The sequence below is a fragment of the Psychrobacter sp. 72-O-c genome, assembly GCF_904846605.1.
Classification (GTDB): domain Bacteria; phylum Pseudomonadota; class Gammaproteobacteria; order Pseudomonadales; family Moraxellaceae; genus Psychrobacter.
The window spans coordinates 39,034-57,287 of sequence record NZ_CAJHBI010000023.1; the positions used below are offsets into that span (position 1 = coordinate 39,034).

Sequence of the window (18,254 nt, forward strand, 5' to 3'; positions counted from 1 at the left end):
TTATGAACAAATATTTATGTGCAAAAAGTATTCGTACGATAATCGGCAGCTATCAATAATATTGCCACGCTGCGCTTAATTTAAAGGTTGTATGTTATGAAATACACGTTAACAAAAGCCGACCCTGATGCAGATAATTATCCTGCAGAGACTCGTCAAACTGTCAATGATCCTATTGAAGATGAAGTCAATAAGAACGTCTTTATGGGTCGTCTAGAAGACCTAGTACATACGACGGCAAACTGGGGACGGAAAAACTCATTATGGCCCTTTAACTTCGGTACTTCTTGTTGCTACGTGGAATATGCCACTACTCTGACCGCGGTTCACGATTTGTCGCGCTTTGGGGCAGAAGTCATTCGTGCCTCGCCGCGCCAGGCGGATGTAATGATCGTGGCAGGGACGTGCTTTATTAAGATGGCCCCCGTTATTCAGCGCCTTTATGAGCAAATGCTAGAGCCTAAATGGGTTATCTCTATGGGTGCTTGTGCCAACTCTGGCGGTATGTATGACATCTATTCTGTGGTACAAGGCGTGGATAAAATTATTCCGGTTGATGTCTATGTGCCTGGCTGCCCGCCACGTCCAGAAGCTCTGATTCAGGGATTAATGCTACTCCAAGAGTCCATCGCCAAAGAGCGCCGTCCGCTAGGTATTCATGTCGAAAATCAAGGCGTTTATCAGCCGCAAATGACTCCTGAGCGTGACCGTAAACAAGCGGATCGTATTGCAGTGAAAAACTTGCGCAGTCCGGACAGTATTTAGTTACTGGTTTTTGTTTGACGATTTTCGTTTAATGGTTTTCTCTTAATGATTAGTAGTCGTTAGTAGTCGGCAAGCTCACAAGTTAATCGTTAACATTTATGCGCTCATCACAATCTAGTTATAAACAGTTTAGTTATAATTAGTTATGATTAATGAAGGAAGACATCATTCATGGTCACGGTAGTTGAAAATACAGATCCTAAGATTAAACCTGTACCAGCGGTCATCAAAGAGTTGGAACATGAATATGCCGGCAAGTTTGTCGTGCAGCAGACCGTTGATGAGATTCCAACGGTTTGGGTGGCGCGCGCTGATGTATTAGACATATTAATGTACTTGCGCAAGCTGCCTAAGCCTTATGTTATGTTATTTGATTTATCGGCGATGGATGAGCGTCTGCGTCAACATCGTCAAGGACTGCCTGCTAGTGATTTTACGGTGTTTTATCATTTGATGTCGCTTGAGCGTAATAGTGATGTGCGCATTAAAGTGGCGCTCAGTGAAGATGACTTAAATATACCCAGCGCTACCAAGATTTGGCCCAACGCCAATTGGTACGAGCGTGAAGTATGGGATATGTTCGGGATTGTGGTTACTGGCCACCCGCATTTAACCCGTATTTTATTGCCTAAATACTGGGAAGGTCATCCACTGCGTAAAGAGTACCATGCTCGTGCGACTGAATTTACGCCGTACTTCCTTAATGCTGCCAAACAACAGTATGAGCAAGAAAACTTGCGCTTTGTTCCCGAAGAGTGGGGCATGAAACGCTCAGGGCGTGACGAAGACTTTATGTTTTTGAACATTGGTCCTAACCATCCCTCAGCTCATGGAGCATTCAGATTGGTGCTACAGTTAGATGGCGAAGAAGTCGTCGACTGTATTCCAGACATTGGTTATCACCATCGCGGCGCAGAAAAAATGGCCGAGCGCCAGACTTGGCATTCTTATATTCCTTATACCGACCGGATTGATTATCTCGGCGGTGTGATGAATGAGCTGCCCTATATTATGTCGGTTGAAAAGCTAGCTGGTATTACTATTCCCGCTCGCGCTGAGACCATTCGCGTGATGATGAGTGAGTTTTTCCGAATCACCAATAACCTGCTATTCGTTGGTACTTTTATTCAAGATGCTGGTGGTATGACGCCAGTCTTCTATGCCTTTACCGATCGTCAAAAAGCGTATGACGTGATCGAAGCGGTTACCGGTTATCGGATGCATCCAGCATGGTTCCGTATTGGCGGTACGGCACACGATTTACCGCGTGGCTGGCAGCGTCTGGTGCGTGAGTTCTTGGACTGGATGCCTAAGCGTTTAGATGAATATGTCAAAGCGGCGATGATGAATAGTGTTCTAAAAGGCCGTACTCAAGGCGTTGCCCAGTATGATGCCAAGCAAGCATTGGCTTGGGGTGTCACTGGAGCAGGTCTGCGTGCCACTGGTGTGGATTTTGATTTGCGTAAAGCGCGTCCCTATATGGGCTATGAAAACTTCGACTTCGAAGTACCGCTTGGCTATAACGGTGACGCTTATGATCGCTGTATGATTAAAATCGAAGAAATACGCCAATCAATGCGTATCATTAAACAGTGTATGGATAATATGCCTCAAGGCCCTTATAAAGCCGATCATCCATTGGCAGTGCCACCGCCGAAAGACCGTACTTTGAATGATATTGAGACTTTGATTAACCATTTTCTCTCAGTCTCTTGGGGTCCTGTGATGCCAGCCGGTGAGTGCTCGACGATGGTCGAAGCCACCAAAGGTCTTAATAGCTATTACATTACCTCCGATCACGCCACTATGAGCTATCGTACGCGTATTCGCACACCGACATTTGCGCATTTACAGCAGATGCCATCGGTGATTAATGGCTCATTAGTATCTGACGCTATTATGTATCTGGCCTCCATTGATATTGTAATGGCGGATTGTGACCGATAACGGTTACTAAATTAAAAATACAATGCTTAGAAGTTAGTGCTCAAAAATAAGTACTCAAAAGTTAATTGCTGTAGCTGTAATAAATAATTTAATCAATATGTTATCGCCAATAGGCACACCAAAACGTTGTAGCATTTCAATGTGGCGACAGTCGCAACCTGATACAGTGTGATGAGTGAGGATAAAGACAAGATATGAAAATTGTTTCCGATAAAGCGCCAACAGTGAATGTGGCAAGTATTTTAACCGCTCAAGAAATTGAAGCCATTCATGAGTTTATGCACCACTATCCGCAAGCGCGTTCCGCTTCGCTAGATGCGCTAAAAATTGTGCAAAAGCGTAACGGCTGGGTTGACGATGCACAGGTCAATGCCATTGCCAATATATTAGATATTCCAGTGACAGATATCGATGGGGTCGCAACCTTCTTTAATCGCATCTATCGCCAGCCGGTTGGTCGTCATGTAATCTTAATTTGCGATTCAGTAGCGTGCTTTTTGACGGGCTATGAAGCGCTGTCCACTGAGTTAAGGTCTCAGCTGGGTATCGAGTATGGTCAGACCACTAGCGATGGCCGCTTTACAATATTACCGATTTGCTGTTTGGGCAACTGCGATAAAGGCCCTGCGGTGTTGATTGATGAAGATACTTATGGCCCTGTTCAGCCTGATGAAGTCGCCCAGTTATTGGAGCTATACGCATGAGATTAACCGTTTCAGAGCAGATTGCTCTTCGCAGCCAAGGTAAAGCGCCAAGCCAACTTAATGATCAGCGCATCGCTGTCTATGGTGATAAAGCGACTGCTACTAGTGAAACCAAACCGCTGACATGGCGTTTGGCGCATCACGATGCGGTATTAGACCTTGCTACTTACGAATCACTCCAGGGGTTTGAAGCGCTTAAAATGGCTTTGAATCAATCGCCAGATGCCACCCTAAATACGATTAAAGAAGCAGTGGTCAAAGGTCGCGGCGGTGCAGGTTTCCCGGCGGGTATTAAATGGTCGCTAATGGCGCCACCCGATGGCGGGCCACGCTACTTAGTTTGTAATGCTGATGAGATGGAACCGGGTACTTTTAAAGATCGCTTGTTAATGGAGCGTTTACCGTTACAGCTTATCGAAGGCATGATTATATCTGCTTATGCCCTTCGCGCAACGGCTGGTTATATCTTTATTCGCGGCGAATACATTCTGGCTGCTGAGCGTTTAACGGCTGCTATTGAAGAGTTAAGGGCCAACAATATCCTTGGCGACGATATCTTAGGCTCGGGTTTCAACTTTGATTTACACGTGCATACTGGAGTAGGTCGATATATCTGCGGTGAAGAGACGGCGCTACTCAGTAGTTTAGAAGGTCGCCGTGCCATTCCACGTACCAAGCCACCATTTCCACAAGTGTCAGGGGCATGGGGTCGGCCAACGGTAGTTAATAACGTTGAAACCCTTCATAATGTTCCCGCCATTATTTTGCATGGCAGCGCATGGTATCAAGATTTGCCAAAGGCTAAAGGCGTGGTAGAAACCCCAGGCACTAAGCTGTTTGGTTGTTCCGGACTGGTTAATGATCCAGGTCTTTGGGAATTGCCTTTTGGTTATACCGCGCGGGAAATTATTGAAGACTTCGCTGGCGGTATGCAAGAGGGACGCACGCTTAAAGCTTGGTTACCGGGTGGTGCGTCAACCGACTTTTTGACTGCTGATCATTTAGATGTAGTGGTAGATTTCGATACCATCCAAAAAGCTGGTAGCCGAATGGGTACAGGGCTAATTATGGTAGTCGATGAGCAACAAGATATGGTGCCATTGCTACGTAACCTTGAGCTTTTCTTTCAGCGTGAATCATGCGGTTGGTGTACACCGTGCCGTGATGGCTTGCCATGGGGTGTTAAATTGCTCACTGCTATTAATGAGGGCGAAGGGCAAATAGGCGATGTAGAGAAGCTTGAAGGCCTAACCCGTGACTTGTGGCTTGGGAAAACGTTCTGCGCGCATGCCCCCGGTGCGATGGAACCCCTTATGAGTGCGATTAAATATTTCCGTCCTGAGTTTGATCAAAAAATTGCGCAGGCGGTTGGTGTAGATGTCATTGAGGCTGCAGCCAGTCAACAGCCAGTAGTGAAATAAGGAGAGCGGCATGGCAGTCATACATATTGATGGAACCACTGTCGAAGTAGATAGCGCAGACAACTTGCTTCAAGCATGCTTGTCACTCGGCATTGATGTGCCGTATTTTTGTTATCATCCTGCTTTAGGCTCAGTAGGTTCGTGCCGTCAGTGCGCGGTTAAGCAGTATAAAGACAAAGAAGACTTAGAAGCTGGACGCGGTAAATTAGTAATGTCATGTATGGTCGCGCCCACTGAAGATATGTACATCTCAGTCGATGACGAAGAAGCCAAAGCCTTTCGGCAGTCGATCGTTGAGTTCTTAATGACCAACCATCCCCATGACTGTCCAACCTGTGAAGAGGGTGGTCACTGTCATCTTCAAGACATGACTTATATGTCTGGTCATCATCGCCGCCGTTATCGCTTTACCAAACGCACCCATCATAATCAAGAACTTGGGCCATTTATTGCTCATGAAATGAACCGCTGTATCGCCTGCTATCGCTGTGTACGCTTTTATAAAGACTATGCTGGCGGCGAAGATTTGGGTGTTTTTTCCTCGAGCAACCGGGTTTATTTTGGCCGTGAGGATGATGGTCAATTTGAAAGTGAGTTTTCGGGCAACTTGACCGAAGTCTGTCCAACGGGTGTGTTTACGGACAAAACCCACTCTGAGCGCTATAACCGTAAATGGGACATGCAATATGCCCCTAGCATTTGTCATGGTTGTTCGGCGGGCTGTAATATCTCAGCCGGTGAACGTTATGGTGAATTGCGCCGTATTGAAAATCGCTATAATGGGGAAGTGAACCGTTACTTCTTATGCGACCGTGGCCGCTTTGGCTATGGTTACGTCAATCGTGACGATCGCCCCACCCAAGCGCTTGAACGTATCAATGATAAACATGTCAAAATCAATATTGACTATGCTCTCGATGAAACCATCAAGCGTCTTAAAGACAAAAAAGTGATTGGTATTGGCTCACCGCGCGCCAGTTTAGAGACTAACTTTGCGCTAAAGAATCTAGTAGGTTTTGATAACTTCTCAACTGGTCTTAACCATCAGCAGCAAGCATTGGTGAATAAATGCATCGAAGTACTAAGTACTGAAGGTATTTATAACCCAGGTATGACTGACATTGAAAGCCATGATGCAGTGCTCATTTTGGGTGAAGACATCACTCAGACTTCAGCTCGGGTGGCATTATCAGTACGGCAAGCCGCAAAAAACGAAGCTGTCAAAATGGCTGCCGCTGCCAAAACGCAAGAATGGTTAGCAGAACCGGTAGAACGTATCGCTCAAGGTGCGCTCAGTCCGGTTTATATTATCGACGTTACCCAAACCAAACTTGATGATATTAGCAAAGTCAGCGTGGTAGCGACTCCTGAAGATATTACTAAGCTGGGCTTTAAAGTTGCTGACGAGATTAACCTACTAGCAGATGACTTATCACAAATAACAGATCCCCAAGCGTCTGAATCTTCGCGCGATCAAGTATCAGAGCAAGCAGATCAAAATCAAGGTGAAGAGTCTGATCCTATGCAAGCGCTGGCGCAGCAAATTGCTTATGACTTAGTGCGAGCAGATCAGCCGCTGGTTATCTCAGGTACTGGTTTGTCCTCTGTTGCGTTGATTGAAGCTGCGGCGCAAATTACTCAGGCGCTCAGCCAAAAGCGTGCGGCTATCAAAGCGACCGAACATGAGCAGGTTGAAACCCATAATGCCAAGGTTGAAGCAGCTGAAGAAATTGCTGAAACCGATCAGCCTACTGAGGATAAGGAGCTGGCTGCTAAACCTGCCAAGCCTGAAACCGGTACCAATAAAGAAGCGCAAGATGACATTGAGCGTGAGCCGGCTACTAAGCTTGAGCTTAGAGAAAAAAATACTAGCTATCGTGCGCAAGCAGGTATTTATCTGACTGTTATTGATGCTAATAGCATGGGCGTATGTCTGCTTGGTGGACGGTCAGTAGAAGAGCTATTGGCGACTGACTTTGATGTGGTCGTGGTCGCTGAAAATCAGCTAACCGATGCGATTGATGCACAGAAACTCACGCAGCTATTAGCCGATAAAACCGTGATTGCACTTGATCATCAGCTATTAGATTGGCATAAAGATGTGGATATTGTACTACCAGCGGCAAGCTTTGCCGAAGCAGACGGTACGTTAGTATCTGCTGAAGGCCGTGCTCAGCGCTTCTTCCAAGTTTATGATAACAACTATTATCATCCACTTAGTAGTATTAAAGAAGGCTGGCGCTGGTTGCACGCTGTGCATAGCAGTCTGATAGGTAAGCCTGTTGATTGGACCCAGCTTGATGATGTGATTAATGCCTTAATAGCGACCCATCCGAAGCTTGCTGGTATTAAATACGCGGCTCCGGATGCTGATTATCGCATTACCGGTCTAAAGATTGCCCGTGAGCCGCGCCGCTATTCAGGTCGTACCTCGATGCGTGCGCAAATGTCAGTACATGAGCCTATGCAGCCCAAAGATTTGGATACTGGTTTGACCTTTTCGATGGAAGGCTATAGCGGTACTCAAACGCCAAGCTCGATGATTCCTTTCGCTAATTCGCCTGGCTGGAACTCACCACAAGCGTGGAATAAATATCAAGATAAAGTCGGTGGCAGTTTAAAGAACGGTGATCCTGGTGTGCGCTTATTTGATCAGCTAGAGCGTTTGGCGATCCGTCAATATATTGCGCCGCAAGCAACGTCTCTGACCACCACGAATATTCAGCAGGGGCAAGCCAAGCTAGTGCCTGTTTATAATATTTATGCCAGCTCGATGATGGCATCACGTAGCCCAATCGTCGCTGGACAGTTACCGATTGCCGCTTGGCGTATTGGTATTGACGATGCTCAAGATTGGGAAATTGCGGATGGTGATTATTTAGCCATCGAAATTGACAATCAGCAAGTCACTTTGCCTGTGCAACTGGTACATTATTTAGCCGAAGGGTGTATTGGTTATCCGGTCGGGCAGGTAGATATTATTCATCCTTCCATGCCAGCTTCGGTCCGTAAAGTTGATGAGCCTGCAAATGTTGTTACTATGATAGGTGACATGGCAAACGATAATGCTAATGTTAATACTGCTGATGCTAATTCTAATGTTGATCGCGCGACGCATATAACAGCAGCGCCGACCACGACTCAGGAAGTGTAATATGCAAGTGACCCGTATTATTCCTGATGTGCCGAGCTTTTTGGCCGGTAGTATGACTTTAGATACTTGGTTAATCTTGTTTATGGTCGCGCAATCGATTGTCATCTTTTTGGTGGTAGTCCTAGTGGCTGCCATGATGATTATTTATGAGCGCCGCATGCTTGCGCTTTGGCAAGACCGTTATGGCCCTAACCGTGTAGGGCCTTTTGGCTCTCTACAATTAGTCGCCGATATGCTCAAAATCTTCTTTAAAGAAGATTGGACGCCAAAATTCACAGATAAGTTTATTTTTACCTTGGCGCCGGCAGTGGCAATGTTTACCGCGCTGGCTTCTTTTATCATTATTCCGGTATCGCCAACGCTTGGCGTGGCTGATTGGGATATTGGTATTTTATTCTTTTTTGCCATGGCTGGTATTGCCGTTTATGCCGTAATGTTTGGCGGCTGGGCATCAGCGAATAAGTTCTCGCTACTTGGTGGACTCCGTTCTGCGGCGCAAACCATCAGTTACGAGGTATTTTTAGGATTATCATTAATGGGTGTGGTCGCACTGACTGGCTCATTTAACTTGCGTGCCATTGTCGAAGCACAAATTGATGGTTGGTATATCATTCCGCAGTTTTTTGGGTTTTTAACCTTTGTAGTGGCAGGAGTGGCAGTTACCCACAGACATCCTTTTGATCAGCCAGAAGCAGAACAAGAACTAGCAGAAGGTTACCATGTTGAATATTCTGGCATGAAGTTTGGTATGTTCTTTATTGGTGAATACGTCAACGTAGTGCTGATATCTGCCTTGATGACTTGTCTATTCTTTGGCGGCTGGCTTGCGCCCTTTAACTTAGATATTCCGTTTGTTCCACCTGCTTTTTGGTTCATGATTAAGACCCTGTTCTTTATGACATTATTTGTTTTGGCTCGGGGCTCACTCATGCGTCCGCGCTATGATCAGGTGATGAACTTTGGCTGGAAAATCTGCTTACCGGTGACCTTGATTAATCTGCTGGTTACCGCTGCGGTCATTTTGATTTTCTCTCCAACGCTGTAACCATTTTTAAGCATTGTTGATGAATTAGAGTAAAGCTGATAAGGATAATAATCCCATGTTTACTACGATAAAAAAGACTGTCATTGGTATGTTTACCATTGTGCGCAGCATGTGGATGGTCAATAGCCACGCGATACGGCCACGCGATACGATATTGTATCCTGAAGAGCCGGTACCGGTTCCGCCGCGGTTCCGCGGGCGTATTATATTATCTCGTGATCCTGATGGCGATGAGCGCTGCGTTGCTTGTAACTTATGTGCTGTGGCCTGTCCAGTTGGCTGTATTTCTCTGCAAAAGGCCGAGCGCGAAGATGGGCGCTGGTACCCAGAGTTTTTCCGTATTAATTTTTCACGCTGTATTTTTTGCGGGCTATGCGAAGAAGCTTGTCCAACCACAGCCATTCAAATGACCCCTGATTTTGAAATGGGTGAATATGTACGTCAAGATTTAGTCTATGAAAAAGAGCATTTGCTCATCTCAGGGCCGGGTAAGTATCCTGATTACAACTATTATCGCGTATCCGGTATGGCGTTGGCAGATAAACCAAAAGGCGCAGCGCAAAACGAAGCGGCACCTATTGATCTAAGGAGCTTGCTGCCATGATGGATTTTTTAAATCAACCTGATTTGGTAGGGTTTTATGCGCTAGCGGCGGTGGCTATATTTGCCAGTCTGCGAGTCGTCATTCATGCCAATCCAGTGCATGCTATCTTATCAATGATTGTGTCACTGTTGGCTGTTGCTGGCATCATATTCATTTTGGGTGCACCATTCGCTGGTGCGCTTGAAGTTATAGTCTATGCCGGTGCGATTTTGATATTGTTTGTCTTTGTGATTATGATGCTCAATTTAGGCATGGAGAATGAGGCGCGAGAAGAGCGCTGGCTTGATGCGAGAACATGGGCAGTACCAACGGGACTGACACTTATTATCGCAATTGTGCTGTATGCGATGATTGGGCTCAATCATGACGAAGCTGCTGTTATCGGTGGGGTCAGTGTTCCCGCTAAAGCGGTCGGTACCGCATTATTTAGTAAATACATTATGCTGGTCGAAGTGGCAGCACTATTGCTACTTGCAGCCTTGGTTGCGGCTTATCATTTAGGTAAAGAGTCTATAGATGACGAGATTATCGGTAATGACAGCCAAGCCTTTAGCCCGAGTGTCGGTAGCATTAAAGAATACGATAATAATGATGGCTATAACCATAATAGTCATGATGCGGTTGAGATGGCTAAGCCCTATGTATATGAAGAAGTAGATCCACATGACTACGTAGGTAGTCAGGTGAGTATGAATAAAGTCACGCGCAAGGAGTCAGACTGATGGTACAAGCAGTGAGCGTGGCACAAGAGGTGTCAAACGTGCCGTTTGCCCACGAAGTAGCAGGCTTAGTACAGCCGGTTGCTGAGGCGCAGAATGTATGGGGTGTGATACCCATGAGTCATGGACTGATATTAGCAGGGATTTTATTTGCTATTGGTCTATGCGGTGTGATGGTACGACGCAACTTCTTATTTATGCTGATGAGTCTTGAGATCATGATGAATGCTGCCGCATTGGCATTTATAGTGGCGGGCAGTCGCTGGGTCGATCCAGATGGACAAGTTATGTTTATCTTTATTTTGACTTTAGCAGCTGCTGAAGCAGCAATTGGTCTGGCAATATTATTGCAGTTTTATCATAAGCGTGGGCATCTCGATGTCGACAGCGCCAATGAGATGAAAGGATGATGTCATGAGTTTATTACTATTAACCTTTATACTCCCGCTCATTGGCTTTTTGATCTTAGCCTTTATGCGCGATCGGTTAACTGAGCAGGCTGCCGCATTTGTTGGTGTGGGTAGCCTATTGCTATCAGCACTCTGTACTCTGGTGGCTAGCTTTATCTTTTTAACCACGTATCCGGCGGGTACTGTAATAGAAATACCGCTATGGACGTGGTTTCAAGTGGGCGACTTTGCCCCAAGCTTTGGCTTAAGCTTTGACGGCTTAGCACTGACCATGATGGGTGTGATTACTGGCGTTGGCTTTTTGATTCACCTATTTGCCGCTTGGTATATGAAAGGTGATACCGGCTTTGCGCGCTTCTTTAGCTATATGAATTTGTTCGTCGCCAGTATGATATTACTGGTATTGGGCGATAATTTATTATTGCTATATCTCGGCTGGGAAGGCGTTGGTATTTGTTCTTACTTGCTAATTGGTTTTTATTTCCAAGACCGTGCTAATGGTCGCGCTGCCATGAAGGCTTTTACCGTCACCCGTATTGGTGATGTGTTTTTAGCATTCGGGCTGTTTTTATTATTCCGCGAATTTGGCACGCTCAATATTCAAGAGATTATTACTCGCGCCCCTGAGGTGTTCGATGTTAATAATCCAACTATGATTTTGACCACTATGATGTTGGTTGGTGGAGCAATGGGCAAGTCAGCACAACTGCCGCTGCATACTTGGTTAGCGGATGCGATGGCAGGCCCAACGCCAGTATCGGCACTGATTCATGCTGCAACTATGGTAACGGCTGGGGTTTATTTAATCGCCCGTATGCATCCGTTGTTTTTACTGACCCCTGGCGTATTGCTGTATTGGGTCGGCGGCGTGGGAGCGTTGACTTTAGTAGTTGCCGGATTATGTGCCCTGGCACAGACTGATATAAAACGAATTCTAGCCTATTCGACCATGAGCCAAATTGGTTATATGTTCTTAGCGCTAGGTGTTGGCGCATGGCAAGGGGCTATCTTTCATTTGATGACCCATGCTTTCTTTAAAGCCTTGTTGTTCTTATCGTCAGGTGCGGTCATTCTTGCAGTTCATCATGAGCAAAACATCTTTAAGATGGGCGGATTGCGCCGTAAGATACCTTTGGTATTTTGGTGTTATATCGTCGGTGGCGGTGCGCTAGCCGCGATACCTTGGGTAACGGTTGGTTTTTATTCAAAAGAAGCGATTCTTTGGGAAACCTATGCTACGGGTCATCAAGTTCTATTTTATATGGGCGTGTTCGGTGCCTTCTTAACCGCGCTTTATACCTTCCGTATGATTTGGATTGTGTTTTTCGGCGAAGAGAAGACCAAAGCGCACAAGCTGTCCGGCGTATCTTATTGGTTGCCCCTTAGTGTGCTATTGGTATTATCAACCGCCGTTGGTGCGTTAATTACCCCGCCATTACAAGGAGTACTGCCAGAGAGCGTTGGGCATTTATTAGAAGTGGCCAATCAAGCCGAAGGTAAGCATACCGCTGAATACATCGCCATGGGTGCGATGCTAGCAGGTCTAATATTAGCCGCATTGTTATATGTAGTGGATAAAGGCCGTATGCTAGCGAGATTCAAACAATCACGCATTGGCGGAGCGCTATATTATTGGTGCTATCACGGCATGGGCTTCGATGCGCTATACGATATAATTTTTGTAAAACCTTTTTTATTCATCGGCCGCTTATTCAAAGCCGATCCTATTGATAAGACCTGGCTGGTGTTACCAAAGCTAGCGTCAGTGGGCAATAAAATGTTGTCCGCGACCCAAACTGGGTCACTTCGAGGCTATGCTGCAAGCTTTGGCTTGGGCATGGCTGTGCTGTTGGTGCTGGTAATGATGACGGTGGTATAAGATGATAGAGTTACAACAAACGTGGATGCTACCAGCATTAATTGCAATACCCTTTATTGCCGGGTTGCTATGCTGGCTGGTTGAACGGTTTAATAGACGTCTGCCGCGCTGGATTGCGTTAATTGGTATGACCTTGACCTTTGTACTGTCGTTAGTGTTATGGCAGTACGGTGACTTTGGTGGCATGAGTAAGCAAGTGATTGCGCCAGATTCTGCAGTGCCGTGGGTTGCTGAGTTTAGTGTTCCCTGGATACCCAGCTTTGGTATTAGCTTTCACTTAGCCTTGGATGGCTTGTCGCTAATGATGGTGGCCTTGACTGGCCTACTGGGTGTCGCCGCTGTTGCCTGTTCGTGGAATGAGATTCAACGCCGTGTTGGGTTTTTTCATCTGAACTTATTGTGGAGCTTAGGCGGCGTCATTGGGGTCTTTTTAGCCATTGATATGTTCTTATTCTTCTTCTTTTGGGAGATGATGCTGGTTCCTATCTACTTCTTGATCGCTATTTGGGGTCACGATGTGGTCGGGGGTAAGACCAAAGAATACGCAGCTACTAAGTTCTTTATCTATACCCAAGCGTCTGGGCTTATCATGCTCATCGGTATCTTGATGCTGGTCATTATTAGCTACGCTTCTAGCGGTGTAGTCAGCTTTAATTATAATGACCTACTCGGTACGCCACTCGGCGGCTGGGAATATCCCATCATGCTGTGCTTCTTTATTGGCTTTGCGGTTAAGCTGCCGATTGTTCCTTTCCATGGTTGGTTGCCGGACGCGCATGCGCAAGCGCCAACGGCTGGTTCGGTGGATTTGGCAGGGGTACTGATTAAGACGGCGGCTTATGGTTTGATTCGCTTTGTGTTGCCATTATTTCCCGCTGCATCCCAAGAGTTTGCGCCGATTGCTATGACTTTAGGTACCATTGGTATCTTCTACGGTGCATGGTTGGCCTTTATGCAGACCGATATGAAGCGTTTGCTTGCTTATACCAGTATCTCGCACATGGGCTTTGTGGTATTGGCTATTTATGCCGGTACTTTATTAAGCTTACAAGGTTTGATGATTCAGATGCTGGCGCACGGTTTAAGCTCAGCGGCGCTGTTTATCATGGCAGGACAGTTGTATGAGCGTTTACATACTCGTGATTTAACCTTGATGGGCGGTATGTGGGGACAATTTCGCTACTATGCCCCGATACTTATGTTCTTCAGTGCAGCGCTGCTCGGTATTCCGGGTACGGGTAACTTCATTGGCGAATTTATGATTTTGCTGGGTTCATTTGCACAGTATCCGGTGTTTGTGGTGTTCGCAACCTTTAGCTTAGTATTGGCGGGTCTATACTCACTAATCTTGATTCATCGTGCGTTATTTGGTGCTAATAACACTAAAGAGCTGGCCATGCACGAGACTAAATCACATGGTTTGCCTGAGCGTCCATTAAAGGACTTGGGCAAGCGTGAGTTGTCCTTATTGCTCATGTTAGCTGTTGGTTTGGTATGGCTAGGACTGTATCCTCAGCCGTTCCTTGATACCTCAAGTCATGCCATGCAGTGGATTAATAATGCATATATTTACAGTCAAGTGACACAAGTAGATGCGTCGCAGTTACTTGATGCAATGGAGGCACGTTAAGTCATGAATGAATTTACGATGAATGATTTGATGGGGCTGATGCCTTATGCGCCAATCATTGCAGTAGTAGTTACGGCACTGGTTGTGATGATCGCTATCACTATTAAACGCTCCCATGTCGTCACAGGTACCCTTACGGTAGCCGGTCTTAACATTGCGCTGTTTACCTTACTTGGACAAATGGCGGGATTGATTAATAGCGGCTCTTCGCTACCAAATGCTGAGCAGCTGTTTGTAGTAGATAATTTTGCCCAGTTCAACATGGTGGTGATTCTTATCTGCGCGCTGGCGTGTTGTACGCTATCGTATGCTTATTTGGCCAATCTAAAAGACAATAAAGATGAGCTGTATTTGCTCATGCTATTATCGACTGTTGGCGCGCTGCTGATGGTCTGTGCTCAGCATATGGCATCGTTTTTTATGAGCTTAGAGCTGCTGTCAGTACCCTTATATGGTCTACTGTCTTATACCTTTATGCGTAACAAGTCGCTTGAGTCGGGGCTTAAATATTTAGTGCTGTCGGCTACCGCGTCTGCGACCTTATTAATGGGCATGGCGTTTATTTATGCAGAAGTAGGCTCTTTAGCCTTTAAGCCTATTAGTCTCATGTTAGGTGATTTCTTTGAATCGCCCTTATTGATACTAGGCGCGGCGATGATGTTGTTCGGTATCGGTTTTAAGCTGTCTGCCGCTCCTTTTCATACTTGGACGCCAGATGTTTATGAAGGCGCGCCCGCACCTATCGCCACTTATCTAGCCTCAGTTACTAAAGTGGCGATGATGGCGCTTGCCGTCCGTTTCTTAATCGATACTGCATTACTGGCACTGCCATCCGTGCAAATGCTGCTTATGGTCATGGCGACCTTATCGATACTTGTAGGTAACTTATTAGCCGTACGTCAGACCAACCTCAAACGTCTATTAGGTTATTCATCTATTGCCCATATGGGTTATGTGCTGATCGTTATTGTTAGTATTGGGTCAGCCGCTGATAGTATCTCTAGCATGTATATGGCGGTTTATGCCTTTACTTCTATCGGTGCCTTTGGGGTTGTAACCTTGATGTCGAGTCCTTATCGTTTAGCGGGTGAAGCAGGCGAACTGATCCATTATCAGGGTCTGTTTTGGCGACGTCCGGTACTGACAGCAGTAATGACTATTATGATGCTGTCGTTAGCCGGTATTCCGTTGACGGCAGGCTTTATTACTAAGCTATTTGCTATTCTCGCTGCTGTACAAGGGACAAATTGGTTCTTAGCGGCGATGATTGTCTTGGGTAGCTCGATCGGCTTGTTCTATTATCTGCGTGTGATGCTAACGTTATTTAAACGTCCAAAAGAGTTTATTGAATTTGACGTTGCGGGGCAGTGGGGTATTCGGATGGGCGGTATTATGGTGATTGCTGTGACGGCTATTATTGTCTTCTTTGGGATATTACCCAATAGCCTTATTGAATGGTCAAGTCTGGCGCGTATTTGGTAGCGTAAACTTTATATAATCGATTCAATTTAGAAACTCTACAGTATTACTGGGATGCTACTGTAAAAAACGTTTTGCAGCCTCTGTCCCGCTTGCGAACAGCACGCAAGAAAAATTTATACCAGTAGTACGTTGCTATATACGACTCTCTTTTGTTGTGAATTGACTATAACAACATGACGAGTCGCTGTGAGACTGTTCTTTTAGTTATTGCCTATTACTTATCGGTAGTTACTGTTAGGAAACCAAGAGGCGCCACGTTTATGCTAAGCTTGGCGCCTCTTTTTTATTGCTTGTTTTAGCAATATTTTAAAATTTCTAATAAAAAATACAGACTGACGACTAAATACAGAATAATGATATAAGTGAATAATCTCTATGAGTGACAATATCCAAACCGTGAAAGTGCTTAGTAAAACCACCTGGACACCCAGTTTATTTAGTTTTACCGTTGCCCGCCCCGATAGCTTTAAATTTACTGCTGGACAATTTGTGCGTTTGGGCGTTAACCCTAGTCATCTGCAACATTATCAGCAACAAAGTACGGAACAGCAGCAAGGCTTAGGACAAACCCAAGAGGACACCGCAGAGCAGGCATCTGATGTGGCACTAAATGATGACATCTTTCGCGCTTATTCCATCGTTTCCTCACCATTTGATGAAGTATTGGAATTTTTCTCTATTGTTATCCCTGACGGCGCATTTACCTCACAGTTGCAATATCTAGAAGTAGGCGATGAGTTATTGCTTGATACCACTCCGTTTGGGTTCTTGACCTTAGCGCGTTATCAAAAGCCACACCCAAAAGACTTATGGTTACTGGCTACCGGAACTGGGCTAGCGCCGTTCTTATCGATGCTACAAGATCTGCAAACCTGGCAGGATTACGAGCACATTGTGCTGGTATATAGTGCGCGTACGTCCGAGGAGCTAGCGTATGTCGAGAAGATTGAAAGCTTGCAAGAAGACATTGGCTCGCTGGTCGATAATCCGGCTGAATTAATCTTTATTCCGATTGTGACCCGCGAGCATGTTGAAGGCGCGCTAACCGAGCGACTACCAAAGCTACTATTAGAAGGCACGCTGCAGGAGCAAGCAGGAGTTGCGTTAGATATTGATAGTACGCACGTGATGCTGTGCGGTAATCCAGATATGGTATACGATACTAAAGAAGCCCTTAAAACCTTGGGACTGGTGATGAATCGCCGCGGTGAAGGCAATATTGCGGTCGAGAACTACTGGTAGAGAGCTGGTTGTTAGAGGGCCGTTTTTAAAGAACTACTTAGAATGGTAAGTTTATAGATTGATTGACATAAAAACGCCGCAATCTTAATACCTTAAGGTCGCGGTGTTTGTTTTGAAGTTACACTAAATAAGCGCTATTAAGGCTTTAGTAACTATTCTTGGCTTGGATCAGTGGCATCACCCAATGGATTAATAGGACCTTGCATCAGCTCAGGTTCATCGTCATCGCTAATGATGTCTTCACCGCTGCTTGAGCCCAATAGATCACGATAATTAATTTGAGTTTTTAAAATAAGCTGTTCTTCTTCCACCTCACCATAATTCACTTGCACCTTGTGTAGAGTGCTCATAATTTTTTTGTTCTTTTTGAGCCAACGATTAATATCAAGATAAATGATATTTTCTTTAGCGCGAGCAATATTGATATAAGCCAAGATGACGCCTAAAGGATCTTTTTTGAGGATACTATGATAAAACCAGATAGCAAGTTTAATACCTTGGCGCTTCACAAAGGATTCACAGCGGAAGTTAAGTACATCGGTATAGGTCTGCTGTCCAAAGACGAAGCGCTGAACATTGCGATCAAGCTGGACGTGAACCAATCTAAAGTTACTGGCAACCTCAGCATAGATACCGGCGGCATTGACTGTGCAGTAAAGGCGGAACCAGTCGTCATGTAGCTCTACACGCAGCTCTAAGATAGCTTTTACATTATCAGTCACGAACTTTTGCAGCGCATCATTGACATATTGTTGCGCAACCGGCAGCGCTATCTCGTCATCAAGCTTGTCAGTGGTTTTGTTATATAGTTTTCTGATAGCTTGGGTTAGGCTGTCCCAACCATCGCTAAATGACTCGTCAAAACCGTAGCCAATATTGTCAGAAAAATCATCTAAATTGTCAGTATGATCAAAATCATCAAATTTACTCAAACTTATTATCCTTATGACTGATTCTGGTATGGTTATTTATTGGACGCTAAATAGGAAGACAAATAGCAAAGTAAGTAAAAAATAGTATATAGCAAAATAGCATAGTGCAAAACTGAAGGCACTACATTGTAGCAAATAATCTAAAGAACGTAACGAATAGTGCTAAACTGCCCCAGTCCTTATTTTCTGTATGTTTATCAAAAAGTGCCGTAAAACCACGTCGTTCTAGGGCGTGGATGTAAGGCATTTCTAGTTAGGTACTTGCTGTTGGTCGATATATTGTCTAATAACTTCAATTGAAGCCCCGCCACAGCTTGAAG

General features: G+C 45.4%; 14 protein-coding genes. 13 read left to right on the forward strand and 1 reads right to left on the reverse strand.

What is annotated here, in order from left to right; genetic code table 11:
- Positions 1-96: 96 nt before the first annotated feature.
- The 13 genes from JMX97_RS09540 (at position 97) to JMX97_RS09600 (ending at position 17,002) form a co-directional block, all read left to right on the forward strand.
- Positions 97-765 carry a NuoB/complex I 20 kDa subunit family protein gene (locus JMX97_RS09540; protein WP_201557477.1) on the forward strand — a complete coding sequence of 223 codons (669 nt, stop codon included), beginning with the start codon at positions 97-99 and terminating at the stop codon, positions 763-765.
- Positions 766-936: 171 nt separating this feature from the next.
- Positions 937-2,712, forward strand: coding sequence for an NADH-quinone oxidoreductase subunit C/D (gene nuoC / locus JMX97_RS09545; protein ID WP_201557479.1), 1,776 nt, complete (start codon positions 937-939; stop codon positions 2,710-2,712).
- Between the two features lie 194 nt (positions 2,713-2,906).
- Positions 2,907-3,416 carry an NADH-quinone oxidoreductase subunit NuoE gene (gene nuoE, locus JMX97_RS09550; protein ID WP_201557481.1) on the forward strand — a complete coding sequence of 170 codons (510 nt, stop codon included), beginning with the start codon at positions 2,907-2,909 and terminating at the stop codon, positions 3,414-3,416.
- Positions 3,413-4,837 carry an NADH-quinone oxidoreductase subunit NuoF gene (gene nuoF / locus JMX97_RS09555; protein ID WP_201557483.1) on the forward strand — a complete coding sequence of 475 codons (1,425 nt, stop codon included), beginning with the start codon at positions 3,413-3,415 and terminating at the stop codon, positions 4,835-4,837. The genes nuoE and nuoF overlap by 4 nt, the downstream gene beginning before the upstream one ends.
- Before the next feature lie 10 nt (positions 4,838-4,847).
- On the forward strand, positions 4,848-7,991 hold the full coding sequence (nuoG, locus tag JMX97_RS09560; protein WP_201557485.1) for an NADH-quinone oxidoreductase subunit NuoG: 3,144 nt from the start codon (positions 4,848-4,850) through the stop codon (positions 7,989-7,991).
- 52 nt (positions 7,992-8,043) lie between these two features.
- Positions 8,044-9,036: an NADH-quinone oxidoreductase subunit NuoH gene (nuoH, locus tag JMX97_RS09565; RefSeq protein WP_201557505.1), complete on the forward strand. Its 993-nt coding sequence runs from the start codon at positions 8,044-8,046 to the stop codon at positions 9,034-9,036.
- Between the two features lie 55 nt (positions 9,037-9,091).
- Positions 9,092-9,640 (forward strand): NADH-quinone oxidoreductase subunit NuoI, encoded by a 549-nt coding sequence (gene nuoI, locus JMX97_RS09570; protein WP_201557487.1) that lies wholly within the window; start codon positions 9,092-9,094, stop codon positions 9,638-9,640.
- The gene (gene nuoJ / locus JMX97_RS09575) at positions 9,637-10,362 is read left to right on the forward strand and encodes an NADH-quinone oxidoreductase subunit J (protein WP_201557489.1); all 726 of its coding nucleotides are present in this window, start codon (positions 9,637-9,639) and stop codon (positions 10,360-10,362) included. The genes nuoI and nuoJ overlap by 4 nt, the downstream gene beginning before the upstream one ends.
- Before the next feature lie 113 nt (positions 10,363-10,475).
- Positions 10,476-10,769 carry an NADH-quinone oxidoreductase subunit NuoK gene (gene nuoK / locus JMX97_RS09580; RefSeq protein WP_201557507.1) on the forward strand — a complete coding sequence of 98 codons (294 nt, stop codon included), beginning with the start codon at positions 10,476-10,478 and terminating at the stop codon, positions 10,767-10,769.
- Between the two features lie 4 nt (positions 10,770-10,773).
- On the forward strand, positions 10,774-12,648 hold the full coding sequence (nuoL, locus tag JMX97_RS09585; protein ID WP_201557491.1) for an NADH-quinone oxidoreductase subunit L: 1,875 nt from the start codon (positions 10,774-10,776) through the stop codon (positions 12,646-12,648).
- Position 12,649: 1 nt separating this feature from the next.
- Complete coding sequence (gene nuoM / locus JMX97_RS09590) at positions 12,650-14,278, forward strand: NADH-quinone oxidoreductase subunit M (RefSeq protein ID WP_201557494.1); 1,629 nt, start codon at positions 12,650-12,652, stop codon at positions 14,276-14,278.
- A 3-nt stretch (positions 14,279-14,281) separates the two neighbouring features.
- A complete protein-coding gene (locus JMX97_RS09595; protein WP_201557495.1) occupies positions 14,282-15,760 on the forward strand; it encodes an NADH-quinone oxidoreductase subunit N in 1,479 nt (492 codons plus the stop codon).
- 375 nt (positions 15,761-16,135) lie between these two features.
- Complete coding sequence (locus JMX97_RS09600) at positions 16,136-17,002, forward strand: ferredoxin--NADP reductase (protein ID WP_201557497.1); 867 nt, start codon at positions 16,136-16,138, stop codon at positions 17,000-17,002.
- Between the two features lie 152 nt (positions 17,003-17,154).
- Here the strand turns inward: JMX97_RS09600 and JMX97_RS09605 are convergent, their stop codons facing one another.
- Positions 17,155-17,934 (reverse strand): hypothetical protein, encoded by a 780-nt coding sequence (locus JMX97_RS09605; protein ID WP_201557499.1) that lies wholly within the window; start codon positions 17,932-17,934, stop codon positions 17,155-17,157.
- Positions 17,935-18,254 lie beyond the last annotated feature (320 nt).

Coding starts and splice junctions, on each gene's coding strand:
- JMX97_RS09540 (WP_201557477.1), top strand. CDS start 97: ATGAAATACACGTTAACAAAAGCCGACCCTGATGCAGATAATTATCCT.
- nuoC (WP_201557479.1), top strand. CDS start 937: ATGGTCACGGTAGTTGAAAATACAGATCCTAAGATTAAACCTGTACCA.
- nuoE (WP_201557481.1), top strand. CDS start 2,907: ATGAAAATTGTTTCCGATAAAGCGCCAACAGTGAATGTGGCAAGTATT.
- nuoF (WP_201557483.1), top strand. CDS start 3,413: ATGAGATTAACCGTTTCAGAGCAGATTGCTCTTCGCAGCCAAGGTAAA.
- nuoG (WP_201557485.1), top strand. CDS start 4,848: ATGGCAGTCATACATATTGATGGAACCACTGTCGAAGTAGATAGCGCA.
- nuoH (WP_201557505.1), top strand. CDS start 8,044: ATGACTTTAGATACTTGGTTAATCTTGTTTATGGTCGCGCAATCGATT.
- nuoI (WP_201557487.1), top strand. CDS start 9,092: ATGTTTACTACGATAAAAAAGACTGTCATTGGTATGTTTACCATTGTG.
- nuoJ (WP_201557489.1), top strand. CDS start 9,637: ATGATGGATTTTTTAAATCAACCTGATTTGGTAGGGTTTTATGCGCTA.
- nuoK (WP_201557507.1), top strand. CDS start 10,476: ATGAGTCATGGACTGATATTAGCAGGGATTTTATTTGCTATTGGTCTA.
- nuoL (WP_201557491.1), top strand. CDS start 10,774: ATGAGTTTATTACTATTAACCTTTATACTCCCGCTCATTGGCTTTTTG.
- nuoM (WP_201557494.1), top strand. CDS start 12,650: ATGATAGAGTTACAACAAACGTGGATGCTACCAGCATTAATTGCAATA.
- JMX97_RS09595 (WP_201557495.1), top strand. CDS start 14,282: ATGAATGAATTTACGATGAATGATTTGATGGGGCTGATGCCTTATGCG.
- JMX97_RS09600 (WP_201557497.1), top strand. CDS start 16,136: ATGAGTGACAATATCCAAACCGTGAAAGTGCTTAGTAAAACCACCTGG.